Consider the following 18,014-nt stretch of genomic DNA (forward strand, 5'->3'; position numbering starts at 1 on the left):
TGCCCTGGCCCGCACCGGCGCTGCTCATTCTCAAGTTCATCGCCCACCACCTGTGGGATTCTGAGAAGAAGATGTCTGATCCCAGTCACGGGATGCCTGAAGACATTGCGAGGCAGCTTGAGGGGCAAGGATTGCTCCGCAGCGCGAAGAATGCGGCGGGCCTACGGCCCCCGCATGCCATATCAACCGTGCAGCGGCGCCTTGCCTCCTGGTCGACGCTGCATCGCTGGCGTTCCCTGCAGGGGCACTTCTCGGATCCGGACGTGCGCTCGGCCATGCGACTTGCGTCCCGTGTGGCCGACCGGCCGAAAGCAAAAAAAAGCCGCAAGGCCATCACGGCCGATTGTCTGGAGCTGCTGCTCGCGACATGTGACGGCACGGATTACGCCGCGCCAAGCCTGATGGACATTCGAGACAGGGCATTGCTGCTGGTTGGTTTTGCCTCCGGTGGCCGCCGGCGCTCCGAGTTGTCCGGAATGCGGTTTGGTCAGATCACCTGGGAGGGCTTTTTGCCTCTGGATCCGAGTGACCCGGAGAGCGACCTCCTGCCTGCCGCCAGCCTGCGACTGGGGCGCACCAAGACGGAAGAGTCTTCGGACGACAATTCTGTTCTTTTGATCGGACGCAGTGTCGATGCGCTGAAGGCCTGGCTGGAGGCGGCCCGGATTCAGGAAGGGGCCGTCTTCCGCGCGATCGATCAGTGGGGCAACCTGAAAACCCGTGCCCTCACCCCGCAATCGGTGAATGCCATCGTCAAGAAACGCTGTGCACTTGCCGGACTGGACCCGCAGGACTTTTCCGCGCATGGCTTGCGCTCCGGCTTTCTGACGGAAGCGGCCAACAGGGACATTCCGATCCAGGATGCCATGCTGCAGTCCCGGCACAGGTCCCTCGCCCAGGCGTCCAGCTATTACAGCGATGCCGGGCGTAGCAGACGACGGTCGGCCAGATTGTTGGGCTAGAGCTTTTAGGTTTGGGCGCGTTGCCGTCTCTACGGAATGGAGCGGCCATTCGACAGCGGCCAGCAATCAATCCGACGGCAGTCGTGTCAGCATCTTCCTGATGTGATCCGGGGGGCCGATGCGCGGCTATCTACCGCGCATCGATCCATTCAGACCGCGACGCCTTGCACGGCGGCGGCAAATGGTTCCAGCATGTTCATTTCCTCCACCGTCAAGACGATGGAGACAGCGGCTACGTTTTCCTCAAGCCGAGTACGCTTGCGGGTACCGGGGATCGGGACCGTCTTCACATTCAAGGCGCTGGATTGCGCATAGAGCCAAGCTAGAGCAAGCTGCGCTGCGGTCACCCCCTTGGCCGATGCGATTTCGTCGATCTTTGCCACCAGGCGCAGGTTCGCCTCGCGGTTCTCGGCGGAAAAGCGCGGGAAGTTCTGGCGGGCATCCGCGTCGGCCAAGCGTCTGGTGAAGGCCTGGCCGGTCAGTATGCCTCGACCGAGCGGCGCATAGGGGATGATCGTAACGCCCAGGCTGGCAGCGGTCGGCACGACGTCGTTCTCGATGTCGCGGGTGAAGATCGACCATTCGGACTGCAATGCTGCGATCGGATGGATAGCTTGAGCGGCACGTAGTTCTTCCGCACTGACGGCGGAAAGACCGAGCGACTTTACCTTGCCCTCAGCAACCAGAGCGGCCATCGCGCCGATGGAGTCTTCCAAGGGCGTCACACCATCGCGACGGTGCATGTAATAGAGGTCGATGACATCGACGCCGAGACGCTTCAGCGAGTGTTCGACCGCTGTTCTGATGAATTCGGGACGGTTGTCGAGGCTCCAGTCATTGGGGTTTTCGGGCGTACGCGTATAGCCGAACTTGGTTGCGATGATGACTTGCTCGCGATGGGTGGCAATGAAGGGCGCAAGAAACTCCTCGTTCGCACCGACGCCATACATGTCGGCCGTGTCATACATTGTCACACCCAGTTCCAGGGCCCGCTCGAGGGTGGCACGGGATTCTGCTTCGTCCGTCTCGCCGTAGAACTCGCTCATACCCATGCAGCCAAGGCCTTGGGCACCGATCAATGGGCCGGTCTGTTCGAGTTGGACCTGTGGGATGGAAGTGATTTCGCTTGTCATATTGGGTCTCCACTTTTTGACAAGCATCTCTTATAAGTATGGAGTATAATCCATGGTCAAGGGTTGACGCATGCTGATTTCGGAATTTGCCAGAGCCACCGATCTGCCGGTGGATACAATCCGCTTTTACATCGCCAAGGGACTCCTGAAGCCGGAACGAAGTGCGAAAGGGGGGGCTAACCCTTACCAGACGTTCCGACGCGAAGATATCACGGCCGTTCGGATGATCCGATTGCAGCAGACGCTGGGTTACTCGCTGGGTGAGATCCTGGCGCTGAACCAAGAATACCGTGCCGGCGAGCATTCCTCCGAACGCACGATCGACGTCTTGCAGAAGCAGATCGCCCGGCTGGAGGAACGAAAGACCGCGTTGGATGCGGCCCTGTCTTTCCTGCGCGGCAAGGTGGACTGGATCAAGGCGGGCAAGCCTGGCGACGTGCCCCGCCTTGAAGACTATCAGTGCTGAAGGGCACGTGGTTCAGTCAGCCCTTCCTCCCTTGATATTGCCGGTTCGTATTCAAGTTCGCGACTTGCCTTGTTGATGTCTTACGTCACCTCGACTGCAGAGGTAGGTGTAGCGACCTGCATTTATCCGCAACTCGGATTGCAAACATCGCTCCCTCTAGCGAGGCGCTTCGCTGTCGAGGATCTGGATTTCCTCTTCGATGACGTCGAGCAAATGCTGTAGCTCGCCATTCTCGATGGTCTCCCAGACAGTCTCGACATCAACACGGAAGTACTCGTGCACCACCCTGTCCCGAAACCCGGCAATAGCGCGCCAGGGAACTTCGGGGCGTCGGGATGTGAGGTCCTCAGGCAGTGCCTTGGCAGATTCGCCGATTATGATGAACGAGGCGGAGACTGCCCGAAACGTCTTCCGGTCGTCGGTCGGCGTTGCAAGAAACGCCGCGCGATCCATGCCGTCGACAAACTCGTAGATTTCCTTGATGGCACCTCTCATGTCCTGCAGGCGATGAAGCGGACTGCGTGGCATCAGAACACCAGGATCTCATCCAGTGACGCCGTTTCGGTGACGTGGTCACGCAGGCTTGCTCGGGGGACCAGGTCAATCTTCGTGTCAGTTTCCAGAGCTTCCCGGATCAGACCTTCTATCCGCCCGATTTCAAAGAGCGACAGCTTTGCACCTGGCCGCAGCTCGTAGGCCAGATCTATGTCGCTATCGGGACGGGCATCGCCCTTGGCCACCGAACCGAACAGGTAAAGGTGCCCTAGCCCCTTTTCAGCCATCGCGGTCTGGTGTCGACGAAGGCGACGCACGACATCGGTCGCAATGGGGGCTTGCCTGTCTTCTTCCGCAACATAGTCTGCCACAAGTTGGTTGAGCAGCTCCTGCACTTTCAATCCGCGTCGTGCAGCCAGAGATTTGAAGCGGTTTTTCAGCGGCGTTGGTACGCGGGCAGACAGGTAGGCGGTTTCTTGGTCCGGCATGGTTGGAACACTCGCTGATTTGTGCACAAATGCACGATATATCAGTCGGCGAGAGAATTCCAGCAGCATTTGTGACTGCATTTTGCGGAACGCCGTGAGCTATCCGGCAGACCGGAGAGGAGCGTTGTTCGGATTCATCGCTGGAAAAGCATTCTTTGTGGGGTAGGGCCCGACAAGCTGACCTACTTCTTGGCGGGCTTTCGCGTTTGTTTGGCTCGTCGTTGCCCGAGGCCCATTTGCTTGGCGAGTTCAGAGCGGGCCGCTGCGTAATTTGGCGCGACCATCGGGTAGTCGGCAGGCAGGTTCCATTTGGCCCGGTATTCTTCCGGCGTCAGGCCGTAGTGGGTCCGAAGATGCCGCTTTAGCGATTTGAACTTCTTGCCGTCCTCCAGACAGATAAGGAAATCGCCTCCGACGGACTTCTTGACCGGCACAGCGGGCACCAATTCCACAACTTCCGGCTCCTGGGTTTTCTGCGCGGCCGAGACGAGCGCTTTGTGCACGGAAGCTATCAGGCCCGCCAAATCAGGAGCGGCAACGGTGTTGTTGGACACATAGGATGAAACGATATCGCTGGTGAGTTCAATGCAGGCTGCATCCAGGGCGATGTCGTTCTCTGGTGTATTGGTCATGGTTATCCTTATGGGCAGGGTGTCTTGTAAAAAAGGAGGCCGATAGTTGTTCTGATAACACTACGATGAAACGTCTTACGTGCCATTTCTTATTTATGCAATGTGACGAAAACAAAGAATTTTTCAAAGTTTATTTTGCAAATGAGCCGCGTAACCTTCGATTGTCAAATTTTCCTGTCATCAACTGGCGCGTCCTACGGACCACGCTCTCTTCCGGCCGCTATGCGGCCTCCACCGAGCCAAACACGATTTCTTCCGGGACTTGTCTAAGGCCGGCAGAAGTCTCAAAGAGCCTTCCACCGGCAAGATAGTCCATCGGCCGAAACCGCCTTTGTCTCGGCCCATTCGGGGACCGATCGTTCGCGCTGGATCTGCTTTGCAGATATTTGCCTGGCTGCGCCTGACATTGATTAGCTGGCGGGGCTCCGCCCCCGGCCGGTCAAGGATACACCGCTGCGCGGCCGGAAAAGCGGTCTCCCCATGCTCCGCGGCTCAAGCCTTGTGCGCACGCGGACCCCCCGCCGCCTTTCCGGTCCCTGACCGCCCTCCCCCGTTTCCGACGACGCGGAAAATGAAACGAGCCGCATCGGTCAAGTTTCATGGAAACAGGAGCAAACCAAATGACCAAGACCGACACAAACCCCCTTGAAATTTCTTTCTCGAAACTGACACTCGATCCGAAGAACGTCCGCAAATCCTACACGCAGGCAGGCATCCTTGAGCTTGCTGAAAGCATCGCCTCAGTTGGCGTGCTGCAGAACCTTGTCGTTCGCCCAGGTGACAAAAAGGGAACCTACCTTGTGACTGCAGGCGGGCGTCGGTTCCGGGCAATTGAACACTTGATATCCAACAAGAGAATGCCCGCATCCGTCAAGGCGACGTGCGTTCTCAGCGACGAGACTGACGCAACCGAAATCAGCCTTGCCGAAAACATCATGCGCGAAGGCATGTCCCCTGCCGATGAATACCGCGCTTTCAAACAGATGGCCGACGATGGCAAGACCGTCAGCGAAATCGCAAGCCGTTTCGGTGAAACCGAACTTGTCGTGACGAAGCGCCTCAAGCTCGCCCGCGTCTCCCCTCGCTTGTTTGAGATTTTCGAAAAGGGCGAAATGGAACTTGCCCAATTGCAGGCGTTCACCGTCAGCGAGGACCATGAAGCTCAGGAACGGGTTTGGGATAATCTGTCGCCGAATTATCGCAGCAGTCGCGAAATTCGTCAGGCGTTGACCAGTGGCAAAATTCCCGCGTCCGACAAACGCATCAAATTCCTTGGCGGCCTCGATGCTGTCTGCGAGGCGGGCGGCACGGTGATCTGTGACCTCTTTGATACAGATGGCGGATATGCCGAAGACGGGGCGTTGATTGATAAACTCGTGGCCGAAAAGATCGACGCACTCACCCTTGAGGTTGCTGGCGAAGGCTGGAAGTGGTGCCGCTACCAGCCGGAAATCGACTACACGGACATGCAGAAATACGGTCGTGTCTATCCCATGGCCCGCGATCTGTCCGACGAGGAACAGAAGCACCTTGAAACACTGGAAAACGCGGTTGAGACGACTGGCGATGTCTACGACCAGTCTGGAGACGAAGACGACCGGCTTGCCTTCGAAGCGGCGGAAAACGCTCTTGAGGACTTCCGCGCCGCGTGGAAACCGGAGTTCAGCGACGAGCAGAAGGCTAAGGCCGGGGCAATCCTGTCGCTTGGCTATCATGGCGATCTGCGCATTGAACGCGGCTTGATCGATCCGAAGGACGTGAAGGTGGCCGCACAAGCCTGCTCTGATACAGCGTCAGACGAAAAGGCCGGTTCCGATCACTCGAAAGCACTGGTCGCCGAGTTGACCGCTCGCAAGACCGCAGCGCTCCGTCTTGAGCTTGCCCGGAACCCGAACCTGGCCCTTGTTGTTAGCGTTCACTCCATGACGATCAAGACGCTGTACGAGCACCGAGCGGCATGGACCCATGGGGCGGTTGAAGTCTCGCTCGACAGCGCATGCCTTGAAACACACATCAAGGACGCGGGCCAGTGCGCCGACCTCGATGCAATTGAACGCGTCCGCGAAAGCTGGAAATCGGTTCTGCCTGTCGATCCGGCCGACCTTTGGGATTGGTGCATGGGTGTGTCGCAGGAAGAATTGCTTCGGCTGCAAGCGTTCCTTGTCGCCCAGACAATCAATGCTATCAGCCATGGCGACGGCTTCAACGGCGCGGGCGTGGATAACGGCAACCGGATCGGCGCGGCGCTCAACCTCGACATGGCCGATCACTTCCAGCCGACCGCCGAAACCTACTTCGCCCGCGTCAAGCTCGATGTCATCCATGACAGTCTTGTGCAGGCCTGCGGCGAGGAAGCTGCCGCGCCCGTTCTCAAAATGAAGAAAAAGGAGGCCGCAGCCTATGCAGCCGAAAAAGTCGCCGGGACGCGTTGGGTACCGAACATCATGACTTTCACAGACGAAGCTCCTGCGTCCGAGGAAGTTATTCAAGAGGCAGCGTAACGCTGTCCAATGAAGGGCTGCCCTGCGAAAGCTCCCGCAGGGCGGCCTTTCCCCTTCAGGGAAACCCCACCATCGAATACGGAGCCCCTTGCCTCCCGATCAAACGATAGCCGGTTGCGGACCCCTCTAAAGGAACCGGCTGAAGTTTGATAAGGGGCTTCACTCTGGCCCGGTCAAGTACATACCCCACTTGACCGGGCCAGCTCGTCACGGGAGCGGACCAGCCCTGACGGGCCGGGCTGATCCCTTGTTATTTTTTGTCGTCTGTTGAAATGTGGTTTGATGTGCAATCTCTACTCCCACACTTCGGCGCGGCAAGCCGTCCTGGATTTCACCCGAGCCATGAAAGTTGCCGACACTATCGGCAACCTGGCACCGCAGCCGGGCATCTATCCGGACTATTCCGCTCCCATCGTCCGTAATATCGGTGCCGACCGGGAATTGACCTTGGCACGTTGGGGAATGCCTTCACCGGCATTTGCACTGAAAGGCAAGTCGGCCGACAAGGCCGTGACGAACGTTCGCAACACTAAAAGCCCGCACTGGCGCCGCTGGCTCAACATCGACCACCGTTGTGTTGTCCCGTTCAATTCCTTTTCCGAGTTTGATTCAAAGGCACGTGAGCCGGTCTGGTTCGCCTTCAACGAAGACCGCCCTCTTGCTGTCTTTGCCGGTATCTGGACGAACTGGAGCAGCGTTCGAAAGGTGAAGGAAGGCGAAGTGACCGCTGACCTGTTCGCGTTTTTGACGTGCGAGCCAAACAAGGAAGTCGGAGCGATCCACCCGAAGGCCATGCCCGTTATTTTGACGGAGCAGGAAGAAATCGAAACTTGGCTGTCCGCGCCCTGGGACGAAGCGAAAGAGCTTCAGCGTCCTCTTGCGGATGACACGCTCGATATTGTTGCGCGCGGCGGGCGTCAGGACGGCAAGGACTGACACGCGGACCAGCCCTGACGGGCCGGGCTGATCCTCGCCAGGGGCGTTGCCCCTACGGTGAGCGGCCCAGATCCTCCAAAGCAACATGATCGCGCCGGCACACCGGCCCGACCCCGTTCCTTTTCCAAACCTGACCCGCTCCCCTACCCCTAGAACAATGACCGGCCAGGGCCGGACTTTTGCTTGCTGAAAAGGGGCTCCGCCCCCGCCAGGTCAAGGATGAACCGCTGCGCGGCCATGGCAGGGGTATCCCCACGCTCCGCGGCTTCGCCTTGTGCGCGCGGGTGATCCCCCTCCCCTGCCACGGTCCTTGACCCGGCTCCCCCGTTTCCGACGACGCGGAAAATGAAAGGCGATACGCCGCGAACGAGGAGCACAAAATGAACCGCACGGACTGGAAGAAACTCTATCGGCAAATCAGGGCAAGCGAGGAGCCGGAGGCCGTCAACGCCAACGGGCGGAAATACTATGTCGGAAAAATGGGTGTGAAGCCGGTTACTGGCCGGGCCGTCCTTTTCTCCCTGTTCGGTTCTTGCCGGATGCTTGAGGGGCGTTCGTCCCGCCTTGGGCTTCTGCGGAGCGCACGTAAGTACCGGCTGGAACTGCAAGAGGCTGTTCGGCTCGAAATCTCAATTTTCGGGCAAGCCAGTCAACCCGGCTTCGCCTTCCGCTAATCCATCGACAGGAGATTTCGACATGCTGAAAACGAAGGCGATCCCGAGCGTGGATGCGAACGCCGCAGACTATTGGCCGTCAGTGCGCCGGAAAGCGAAATTCAACAATGCCTTGCGGCTTGCAGCCGAGCGTTTCGAAAACATCCGCGTGGGACGGATCTATGAGGCGTGGGTGGGTGAGGTGTCCAGTATGGTGCGCTCGGTCGCCATCCAGTGCCAAATCCTCGTCGCAGACGACTATCGGGAATTTCGGGAGTTGGCCGCTGCACGCTTTGGAATGCCCGAGCTTTGCAGCAATGACGAAATCATCCAGACAGAGGCGTTCGACGCGACCCAAGAGGCGCACGAGTCCTTGTATGGCGGGATGAGAAGTTAACCGCTCGTTAACCTATTGACCGCCAGATGTGCTATCGGTGAGCCAATCAGTTTTGAGGGCGAAAGCAGCAGCGCCAGTCCAGGGGCGCGACCGGGCGGGATCGGCCAGCCCGGCCGAGGCAACGGCCTTGCCCTCAAACCGGAGGTAATGCGATGTGGTTCATACCCATTAGCGTTACCCTAGAAATGAAAAGAACTCGGACCACCTGGACAGTGAAGCTCCGAGTTCAATTCGTGATCTAGGAAAGGAGGCGGCGGGGAAACCTGCCGTCTCTCTCCGGTCCCAAATGTAGCACTTTCCGCCGAAAAATCAACAAACCTATCTAAAAGCAAGGTTCAGCCATGTCTCAATTGGAGCTCTTTGAGCGCGACGACAAAGGCGTGGCCGGTGCCGTCTGGTGGACCGGCACTGGCAGTGCCACAACAACAACGGCTTCTTTCAAGATAGGGAAGACGGCAAAGGGCCGTGGAAATTCGTGATCTACGGTTTCGGTGAAACCGATTGCACGGTTTACCGAATAAGCGAAGACGGCCAGCTCTCTCATTGCCGGGTGCCGATTGACGAGCGCAATTGTATCTTGATCAATGGCCGCAAACACGGCCCTGAAAACTGGCGTCATTGAGGGGTGACCGAGTGGCCGCTGGACCAGCCCTGACGGGCCGGGCTGATCCTGGGGAGGGGCTTCGCCCCTACGGCGCGCGGCCCAGGTCCTCCAAAGTAACAGGGTCGCGCCGGCGCAGCGGCCCGATCGCGTTCCTTCTCCGAACCTGACCCGCGCGCCTACCCCATGAAAGATCGGCCGGCAGAGAAGCCGGGCTTTTCTCTTGAAAGTAGGGGCTCCGCCCCCCGCCAGATCAAGGATAAACCGCTGCGCGGCCTCCTGCGGGGTGTCCCCACGCTCCGCGGCTCTCGCCTTGTGCGCGCGGGTGATCCCCCTCCCCGCATACGGTCCTTGATCTGCCGCCCCTGTTTCCGACGACGCGGAAAATGAAACGAGCCACCCCGGCCAAGTTCAGGAAACAGGAGCAAACCAATGACCGCCACCTTTACCGCCACCTACAGCCCGGAAGACAACAAGCTGCGCCTCTACTCTGACCGCAGACTTGACGCAGAGACATACGCCCGGGTTAAAGGCATGGGCTTTAAATGGGCTCCGAAACAGGAGCTTTTCGTTGCGCCGCGCTGGACGCCCGACCGTGAGGATTTGTGCGTTGAGCTTGCTGGCGAGATTGAGCCGGAATTTACGACGCTGGCCGAACGCGCAGAGGCGAAGACCGAGCGCCTGGACGCTCTTGCGGACAAGCGACAGGCCCAGTCGAGTGCATTCCTGCGTGCCGCTGACGATCTATCGCAAGCGTTCCACATGGGCCAACCCATCCTTGTTGGTCACCACTCAGAACGGAAAGCCCGCAAGACACAAGAGCGGATGCACAACGCCATGGACAAGTCGGTTAAGGCTGCAAAGTCCGTTCAGTATTGGCAATGGAAAGCGGCAGGCGTGGAAAGCTTCGCGAACATGAAGAACAGCCCACGCGTTCGCGCCAATCGCATCAAGACGCTGCTTGCCGAGCTGCGAGACCTTCAGCGTGACGTCAATCATGCGCAAGTGTGCTTGTCCATCTGGCAGAAGGCGGAAACCGAAGACCAGATCAGGAAGCTCAGCCGTGCCCATGTAAACGGTAATGCCCTCGTCAGTTGGGAGCGAGCGAAGGAGCTTGAAGACGGCGAAATCAGCCCCCAGGACTTCCGCACACGCTGCATTGAGAGCGCCAAGAAGGCTATCAACAGTCCAAAGCGCCGCCGCTGGATTGACCACATTCTCAACCGGCTTGCGTATGAGCGGGACTTGTTGGGATCGGTGGCGCGATATGAAGGCGAGCTTTCGCCGGTCATCCTGCAAGCTTTTGCCCGTGAACATGGCGCGATGAAACCGAGTGCAAAGGTGGTTCCGGAGGGCTTTGCCCTGGAAAGCGCCGTACCGTTGCCGCTTCACATTGCGGGCGAAAAGGCTGTGACGCTTTCGGCCGACGATTGGCGCGATCTGATGCAGTCGGTCGGGTACACGGTGCCGGAGAAGAAAGACGCTAAACCGCCGATCCTGAATTTCAGGGCAGGGGAGCTTGTTGCACCGAACCGCTTCCATGCCGGTGAAACTCAGACATTCCGGCAAATCGAATTGACCAAGGCTGAATATTCCAAGGTCTGGGCTGACCAGCGCGGAACCAGAACCAGCGTTTGCGGGACGTTCCGTTTCAAGATCTGTATCGATCCGACCGCGCCCGGAGCATATTTTTCGCGTCCCTGGGTGGCCGTGTTCCTGACGGACTCCAAAGAGCACCCGGCACCGAAAAGTTTCAAGCAGCAAGCCAACGCCGCTTGACCATGCAAGCACGAGAGGGGGCGTGTCCCCCTCAATATCCTCCGTCCTTCCGCGTATGCAGGCCAGTCATGAAGAAGTCAGTCTATAGCCGCCCCAACAAACCCATGTTTATTCCCGTCCAGCGTCGCGACAGTGGGGCAATTCCAGAAGTCCGGGGAATCCAAGAACCGCTTGTGATTGATCGGGCCAGCGAATGCCACGTGACGCCCGCAGATGTCGCGGCCCGCATGGTCGACTATCTCGGCCGACCTGGCGACTTAAACACGCTTGAGCCGAGCGCAGGCACGGGCGCGCTCGTATCCGCGCTGCTGGCCAGTGGCCATAGTCCAAATGAGATCTGCGCAGTGGAGCGCCACCATAAACTTGCCCGCAGTGTTCGCCGCTTGGGTGTTGCTGTATTTGAGGAATGCTTTTTGGAATATGTGGAGCGCGTCAGGGGCCGAGTTGAGTTTCCGCGCATCATCATGAACCCTCCGTTTTCCCAGGTGCGCAAGCACATGAAGGCGGCGCGCTCGCTGCTTGGCAGAAACGGCCATCAAGGTCCCGCGACCCTCGTTGCACTCGTGCCGATCACCTTTGAACATGAGAACGCGGAAACGATGGAGATTCTGCCGGAGGACACGTATTCGACGTGTCGCGTGAGGACGAAGATCGTGCGAATCGTCGCATTCTAGGCCTGCAGTTCGGCGTGCGATGCCCTTTTGCCAGGGCTCTTGGAGCTAAGGTCACGATCTCGAATGCGTAAAACTCAGAAAAATGAGGCATGTCTCCTGCGCTCATGTTCTGGGATTTGGCCGAAGCTTTGTGCAGAATGTTTGCCGCAGAAAACCTGTCCATAACGAGGTCGGAAAAAAGTGTGTTGTTTGTCAGTTGGTTAGGTCCGTGACATCTGTCACGCCGTGCGAAGAGGCTGCTGAGGATCGAAATTTGTGACCCGCGGGCGTGTCTGTGAATGGGCCTTTGTATTAATGACGAGCATTTTAACTGGTTGAATTGACTCAGAAAGTTAATGGACGTTAACCAAAAACGCATTGACAGGAATCGTTATTTCATTCTTTTTCGTAATCGACACTTTTTTCCAGAAAACGCGCTTTTTTGCGTCGGAGCTTAAAGACATGACCGAAACCGTCGAGGTTGAGGAGACTTTGGACCCCAACAGCACGCGAGGACAGATCTCTCGTTTCTCAGCGTTGCTAAGCACGCAAATCAAAAACAATTGGCAACTTAACTATCCACCAGAAGCGCGAAAGCAGCTTCGCTCGTTTTCATCGTCCGAAGTTGCCGATCTTGTCGGTATTTCGCCTGCAACTTTACGACAAATGTCATTGGACGGGGAGGGGCCGATGCCGGACCGCTCCGAAGGCAACAGGCGCATATATTCTCTTGAGCAGATCAATGAATTGCGGAAGTTCCTGGCGGAGCGTCGTCCCTCGCAGGCCACGTCTTTCGATCCACAGCGCCGCGATGGCGACAAGATGCAGGTTGTCGCTATTGCTAACTTCAAGGGTGGGTGCGCCAAGACAACAACCGCGCTGCACCTGGCTCAGTTTCTTGCGTTGCAAGGTCTCAGAGTGTTGGCGATCGATCTGGACACGCAGGCTAGCCTGACTGAGATGCTTGGCGTGCAGCCTGTTCTGGAGGTGGGCGACAATGAAACGGTCTTTGCGGTGCTGCGGTATGATGAAGAGCGACGCACTCTCCCGGGAGTGATACGCCCTACGTATTTCGCAGGATTGGATATCGTTCCTGGTCAGAGCGAGCTTCAGTACTTTGACTATGAGACACCTGCAGCAATTGTCAGCAACAACTTCCTAGGCGACGAATACTTTATACGCCGTCTTGCGACATCGCTTCGAAGCGTGGAAGACAAGTATGATGTTGTGGTGATCGATGCTCCGCCGCAGTTGTCGTATTTGACCTTGAACGCAGTGTATGCAGCAACTGGTCTCATCATACCGGTTCAATCAGCAATGATAGACGTCGCGAGTATGAACCAGTTTCTCTATATGCTGGACGAAATGCTCGAACAGATGGCTCACTTCGGTGCGTCAGTTGATCATGACTTCCTGCGATTTCTACTGACGCGACACGTTCCTCACGACGTGCCTCAAGTTAACATTGCCGCCTTGCTTCGTTCACTGTTTGGCGAAAGCGTTTTGACGTCTGCCGTTCTGGAAACGACCGCTATAACAAACGCAGGTCTTGAGAATAAGACACTTTATGAATTGGAACGCGGGGCCGTTAGCCGAGATACCTATAATCGTGCGATCGAAGCTGTGAATGCAGCGAATAAAGAGATTTACGGTGAAATCCTGAAAGTCTGGGGCCGCAAATGACCAGCTCAAAAGCTTCCACCAGGGCGAAGAAGCTGGCCGGCATGTTCGGCCAGGTTGATCCCGAAGCGCTCGCCAAGCAGGCGGCGAACGAAAAATCGACCGAAAAGTCGATGACAACGGCTCCAACAAAAGCGCTGCAGGCAAGCTTCGCGAGTATTGAGAAGGACAACCTTAGTCTCAGGGAAGAACTCAAAAAATCAAAGGTACATGAGTTAGACCCTGATCTAGTACTAGCGTCCTTGATTCCGGATCGAATGGAATGGACCGAGGATGATCCTCAGTTTCAAAGTTTGGTGGCCTCGATGGAGGCTTCCGGACAGAAACTGCCAATCCTGGTTCGGCCACACCCCGACGTAGATGGTGCCTACCAGCTTGCATACGGTGCAAGAAGGAACAAAGCGGCCAAAGTTCTGGGCCGCAAAGTCAGGGCGTTTGTTGAAGAACTTTCGGACGAACAGCTTATCATCGCGCAGGGTTTGGAGAACAATGAGCGGAAGAACCTTAGCTTCATTGAACAAGCGATGTATGCGCAGGCCCTAACGCAAGCTGGTTACAGCCGGAAGGTGATTGCTGAATCCGTTGGTGTGGGTAACGAGACGATTATCTCCAAGATGACGGCGATTGCCGGACAAGTTCCGAGAGATATCTGTATTTCCATCGGACCGGCACCAAAAATTGGGCGAACCAGGTGGGAAGCGTTCGGACAGCTTATTGAAAAAGGCACTCGTAAGGCGTCAATTGTCGAGGCTGTCCGGGGATTGCCAAGTCACGAAATCTGGATAAACGCGGACTCGAACAAGCGCTTCGATTTGGCGATGCGTGCTGCAGAAAAGGCGGACAAAGCCAGAACGGCTACTCTCAAACCATCTAAAACGCCGATCCAGTCGACTACTCGTTCCTACGGGAATATCGAGCGATCTTCGATTGCGATGAAAATTACCATCAACGTCAAGAGCGAGCCGAAATTCGCGAATTTCGTCGAAGAGAGAATTTCGGCGCTGATAACCGAATTCGAGAACTTGGAGAGGGGAGGGGAAAGCAACGAGGAAGTCTAAGATGAAAAGAACCCGCCACAAGGGCGGGTCCTAATTGAGATAGGCATAGGTGCCTAAAATCTCGGTCTAGCAGCTAAGATTTTAGAATCACTTGTGACGCAAGGCAAGTTCTGTCTCGTAACAGAGCACGATTTATTGCGTCTTTTTGCCTGTCTCCCAACCAAATTCCATAGGTCCGGTTGCGTTGGTTCGTTTCCGGGGAAGGGGGACTTATGTCCACTGCTCAGCAGATTGCGAGCTTTCGCAAAGTTTCTGCAGGAGTCCTTGCAAGCGCTCATTTGGCCGCCCAGGACGATAGACCTGCAGTTTTGAAAAAGGATGTTTCGCTGGCTCTCAAGCGCGTTGCACCGGCACTTGGCATCGACGGAACAGCCTACCACGTGCTCGATATCCTTTTGGGGCTCGTCCAGGGCGACGACTTCAAGGCCGGTCGGCGTCCAGTCGTGGCAATCTCCAACCAGCGTCTTGCAGACTACACTCGCAAAACCACCCGCACAGTCACACGGTGCCTTAAGAAACTCGTTGAGGCGGGGATCCTCGCGTACCGCGACAGTCCCACAGGGCGACGTTTTGTCTATCGCGGCCGGGCAGGGGAGGCCGAGCAAGCCTATGGCCTGGACTTCACCCCGGCATGTTTCAATCTGGAGGCCTTCAAGAAACAGGCAGATGCCTTTCAGCGTCGTCTGAAGGCCGAGCAGGAAGCAAAGCGCACCATCACGCGGCTTTCACGCGCAATCGCCGACATGGCGGAAGCGGATACTGCATCGTTTCGCGACTTTTTCACGAGCGCGCAGAGTGTCGTCAAACGCGATCAGTTGACCTTGGCAGAACGGGCCGAGATGTTGCGGAGCCTTTATGAAGAAGCTTTGGCTCTCCATGAAGCCAACTCCGATAAATCTAACGATAAAATGTCATGCGCGGGTGACATTGATGTCAGCCCTTTATCTATTACAACCCAAACCGACTCTCTAAGAAGTAACAACGAACGGACTTGCTCTAACGAGCAAGACACTAACCTACCTACTGACAACGGCTTCGCCGTTGAAACCGCTCTTGAAAGAGAGCCTCGCGGCGGGCGCACAGACCTGCAACCGCCTAAACCGCAAGCGGCAAGGTCGGCGGGAGGCAAATTACCGGAAACGAATCTCGATGGAGTTTCCATCGGTCTCATTCGGGCAGCCTGTACCCAGGTGCAAAGTGAAATCGGACTTTCGTTCTCCGACTGGTCACGGCTGTGTCAGGCCGCGGACCACTTGCGGATTTTGATCGGCCTCAGTCCGGCCGGATATCAAAATGCCGTTGAACGGCAGGGAAAATTCCTGGCCGCCGCTTGTCTTGTCGTCGTTGCTGAAAAAGCCTTGCGCGATCCCGAACAAATCGCATCCCCTGGCGGATACTTCCGCGCAATGATCGACAGGGCAGGCGAGGGCAAATTGCACCTACACAAATCCCTGCATGGCCTGGTGTCGTGACGTTCGCGGCTTTGGGATCGACTGTGCCAAGCAGGCAATTCCATAATTAGCGACGTCGCTGGAGTTGAAAACTAGACTTTCATTTACTAGCCTCAACTTGTTTAACCGATCCTGCCGGACATTGTTATTCCATGGGCATCGCCAACTTGTTTGGAACGGCCAGTGTGGGGCTCCGTTTTGGACGGATTTCAGGCGTTCATCTCTCCGGTGTAGTCCTGCCATAGGCTGAACGCACCTGCCCTTGCGTGCCGGTATGAGGGCGCGGACAGTTTGTATCTGCGCGGGCGGAAGATCGTGTTGATCTGATCGTGGGCGGACAGAAACCGTTGAGCTTGCCGAGGCGACTTGAAACGGCCCATGATCTTCTCCCGTTTCCGGGTCGGACGATGGGAATTCTCAATCCTGTTGTTCAGCCCCTTGTGAGCGCGATGATCGGCATCCGGAGCAAGGGCCCGAACCGGCTTGGTGTAGCTGCGCAGCTTGTCGCTTACCACGACCCTGGGCTCGCCGTATTGCACGACCAGCGCACCGAAGAAACGTCTGGCAGCCTTGGCATTCCGGTGAGGCTGAACCAGGATGTCAAGCACGTCTCCATCTCCGTCAATTGCCCGCCAAAGCCAGTATTTCACACCGCCAATGACGATCACGGCTTCATCCAAGTGCCATTTATTGTTTGGCTTTGGCCGATCCCGGCGAATGCAGCGCGCGAAGTGCCGGCCAAACCGGTTCACCCATTTGCGGATCGTTTCCCGGCTGACGCCAATACCCCGCTCAGCAAGGAGGTCTTCAACATCTGCCGTACTCAACGCAAACCGATGATAGGCCCAAACCGCATAGGAGATAATCGATCTGGGAAAACGGAAGCCCTTAAGGCGCGGCAAATCAAGACGTTCAAACATCACAGCGATCTACCAAGCCCAAGAGTGAGCAACAAGTTGGCAATACCGGTTGTAGTTATCCCGGATTCTCTAGTACTTAACGAGCTAAAGGACGAAAGGGATTAGAAAGTCCATGCAGCACGTCAGGCGAATTGCCAAATTCATCCACTCCGAGCTAGTTTTTCTTGAAAAGCAGGGGCAGTCCGCACAGCAGGTAACCGGGACCATGGTGCGATTTTTGCCAGACCTTTACGCGCTGCGGGAACGGGTCAGCGATGCGGAATTGGAACGTCTTTGCTCAATCTATCCGGGGCTACATCGCTTCGTGGGTCTTATGGATGAATTCATCTCGCCGGGGCATCAGCTGCGGGACGCAGACGTGTCTCCTCATCGACAGCTCGCCCAACTTCCTGAGCCCATTCGAAGCGAAATGGTTCGTTTGCTACAGCTCGCCGCACAGATTGGTTCGGGTGACCGCACGGCCGAACAGCGATCGAGCTTAATTGCCCTTTGGAAAGAAGATGTCAAACGCCTTCTGGACGGCGAGTTCTGCGGCCCTCTGGAGGCTGAAAGGCGTAAAATACTCTCCGAGACGTTTTCGTCCATCGAGACGCAGTTATAGACCTCATTCCTTTTTCTGTCATGCAAGTGTCAAGGCCACATGATTTTTGTATCACAACTCGTTGGTGTCTGATCGTTGCGGCTTGCATTCTTCCGGTGGTGGGATTGCAGACATTCCAATGGATTGAGATAGCGCGGTTGAAGTCGGAGCGGCCCCGGCAACATGGTGGGATTTTGCCGGGACAAAGGCCGCTTAGCGGACAAGCCTTGCTCCTAACTCAGTTTACCCTTGGAGCGGTTGCAATCTGAGTAGTGGCATCATAACAAGCACAATCAGAGGATGCTAGAGGATTGTGTTGCGGCTTCTGCTGCAACTGACATCATCTTCATGTTTGTCGTCGTTGCCGGTCACGGCGTATTTCCACGTTGTTAGTCTGAATTCGACCTGCAGCAGGGTGCGTCTCAGGATGCGCGGTTGGTGCCGACTGCAATCAGAAACAGTATGGTCTAATCGCGGCCGCCGGGAACCGGGTGCGGCAAACTACCCGGCTCCAAAGGGGGAGGACGGTTGATCAAGCGCGACCGGTGACGCCAGCGTGGTCAGCCTCACCGGCAATCGCGCTGGTCATCTGAATGAGGTTGGTCCGTACGTTTTGGTCCTCGATCCGG

General features: G+C 56.8%; 17 protein-coding genes. 12 read left to right on the top strand and 5 right to left on the bottom strand.

Annotated elements, in window-relative coordinates; all coding sequences use genetic code 11:
- Positions 1–962, top strand: a 962-nt coding sequence (locus tag Q666_RS54380; protein ID WP_023014584.1) for a tyrosine-type recombinase/integrase, incomplete at its 5' end; no start/stop codon positions are given.
- Positions 963–1,111: 149 nt separating this feature from the next.
- On the opposite strand, the gene Q666_RS54385 is transcribed toward Q666_RS54380, so the two are convergent.
- Positions 1,112–2,095, bottom strand: coding sequence for an aldo/keto reductase (locus tag Q666_RS54385; RefSeq protein ID WP_031269362.1), 984 nt, complete (start codon positions 2,093–2,095; stop codon positions 1,112–1,114).
- A 70-nt stretch (positions 2,096–2,165) separates the two neighbouring features.
- On the opposite strand from Q666_RS54385, the gene Q666_RS54390 reads away from it, so the two are divergent.
- Positions 2,166–2,561, top strand: a complete 396-nt coding sequence (locus Q666_RS54390) for a MerR family transcriptional regulator (RefSeq protein ID WP_023001171.1) — start codon at positions 2,166–2,168, stop codon at positions 2,559–2,561.
- Between the two features lie 156 nt (positions 2,562–2,717).
- Here Q666_RS54390 and Q666_RS54395 read toward each other — a convergent pair whose 3' ends face one another.
- From Q666_RS54395 to Q666_RS54405, 3 genes are all read right to left on the bottom strand, one after another.
- Positions 2,718–3,089, bottom strand: a complete 372-nt coding sequence (locus tag Q666_RS54395) for a HepT-like ribonuclease domain-containing protein (RefSeq protein ID WP_023001170.1) — start codon at positions 3,087–3,089, stop codon at positions 2,718–2,720.
- Positions 3,089–3,544, bottom strand: a complete 456-nt coding sequence (locus Q666_RS54400) for a nucleotidyltransferase domain-containing protein (RefSeq protein WP_023001169.1) — start codon at positions 3,542–3,544, stop codon at positions 3,089–3,091. Before Q666_RS54400 ends, Q666_RS54395 begins: the two co-directional genes overlap by 1 nt.
- Before the next feature lie 182 nt (positions 3,545–3,726).
- Complete coding sequence (locus tag Q666_RS54405) at positions 3,727–4,176, bottom strand: MucR family transcriptional regulator (RefSeq protein ID WP_023001168.1); 450 nt, start codon at positions 4,174–4,176, stop codon at positions 3,727–3,729.
- A gap of 620 nt (positions 4,177–4,796) precedes the next feature.
- Between Q666_RS54405 and Q666_RS54410 the strand changes: the two genes are divergently transcribed.
- From Q666_RS54410 to repC, 9 genes are all read left to right on the top strand, one after another.
- Positions 4,797–6,677, top strand: a complete 1,881-nt coding sequence (locus Q666_RS54410; protein WP_161633250.1) for a ParB/RepB/Spo0J family partition protein — start codon at positions 4,797–4,799, stop codon at positions 6,675–6,677.
- 282 nt (positions 6,678–6,959) lie between these two features.
- Positions 6,960–7,613 carry an SOS response-associated peptidase gene (locus Q666_RS54415; RefSeq protein WP_023001166.1) on the top strand — a complete coding sequence of 218 codons (654 nt, stop codon included), beginning with the start codon at positions 6,960–6,962 and terminating at the stop codon, positions 7,611–7,613.
- Positions 7,614–7,993: 380 nt separating this feature from the next.
- Entirely contained in the window at positions 7,994–8,287 is a 294-nt protein-coding gene (locus tag Q666_RS54425; RefSeq protein ID WP_023001164.1) for a hypothetical protein, read from the top strand.
- 22 nt (positions 8,288–8,309) lie between these two features.
- Positions 8,310–8,663 carry a hypothetical protein gene (locus tag Q666_RS54430; protein WP_023001163.1) on the top strand — a complete coding sequence of 118 codons (354 nt, stop codon included), beginning with the start codon at positions 8,310–8,312 and terminating at the stop codon, positions 8,661–8,663.
- A 1,033-nt stretch (positions 8,664–9,696) separates the two neighbouring features.
- Positions 9,697–11,043, top strand: coding sequence for a DUF3560 domain-containing protein (locus tag Q666_RS66575; RefSeq protein ID WP_023001161.1), 1,347 nt, complete (start codon positions 9,697–9,699; stop codon positions 11,041–11,043).
- A gap of 68 nt (positions 11,044–11,111) precedes the next feature.
- Positions 11,112–11,717: a hypothetical protein gene (locus tag Q666_RS54445; protein WP_023001160.1), complete on the top strand. Its 606-nt coding sequence runs from the start codon at positions 11,112–11,114 to the stop codon at positions 11,715–11,717.
- A 441-nt stretch (positions 11,718–12,158) separates the two neighbouring features.
- Entirely contained in the window at positions 12,159–13,379 is a 1,221-nt protein-coding gene (repA, locus tag Q666_RS54450; protein WP_031269357.1) for a plasmid partitioning protein RepA, read from the top strand.
- Positions 13,376–14,434 (top strand): plasmid partitioning protein RepB, encoded by a 1,059-nt coding sequence (repB, locus tag Q666_RS0133710; protein ID WP_023001158.1) that lies wholly within the window; start codon positions 13,376–13,378, stop codon positions 14,432–14,434. Before repA ends, repB begins: the two co-directional genes overlap by 4 nt.
- A 212-nt stretch (positions 14,435–14,646) precedes the next feature.
- On the top strand, positions 14,647–15,906 hold the full coding sequence (gene repC / locus Q666_RS54455) for a plasmid replication protein RepC (protein WP_023001157.1): 1,260 nt from the start codon (positions 14,647–14,649) through the stop codon (positions 15,904–15,906).
- Positions 15,907–16,094: 188 nt separating this feature from the next.
- Here repC and Q666_RS54460 read toward each other — a convergent pair whose 3' ends face one another.
- Entirely contained in the window at positions 16,095–16,805 is a 711-nt protein-coding gene (locus Q666_RS54460; protein WP_023001156.1) for an IS6 family transposase, read from the bottom strand.
- A 112-nt stretch (positions 16,806–16,917) separates the two neighbouring features.
- On the opposite strand from Q666_RS54460, the gene Q666_RS54465 reads away from it, so the two are divergent.
- Positions 16,918–17,406 carry a hypothetical protein gene (locus Q666_RS54465; RefSeq protein ID WP_023001155.1) on the top strand — a complete coding sequence of 163 codons (489 nt, stop codon included), beginning with the start codon at positions 16,918–16,920 and terminating at the stop codon, positions 17,404–17,406.
- Positions 17,407–18,014: the final 608 nt, after the last annotated feature.

The organism is Labrenzia sp. C1B70 (assembly GCF_000475395.1).
Taxonomy (GTDB): Bacteria; Pseudomonadota; Alphaproteobacteria; order Rhizobiales; family Stappiaceae; genus Roseibium; species Roseibium algicola.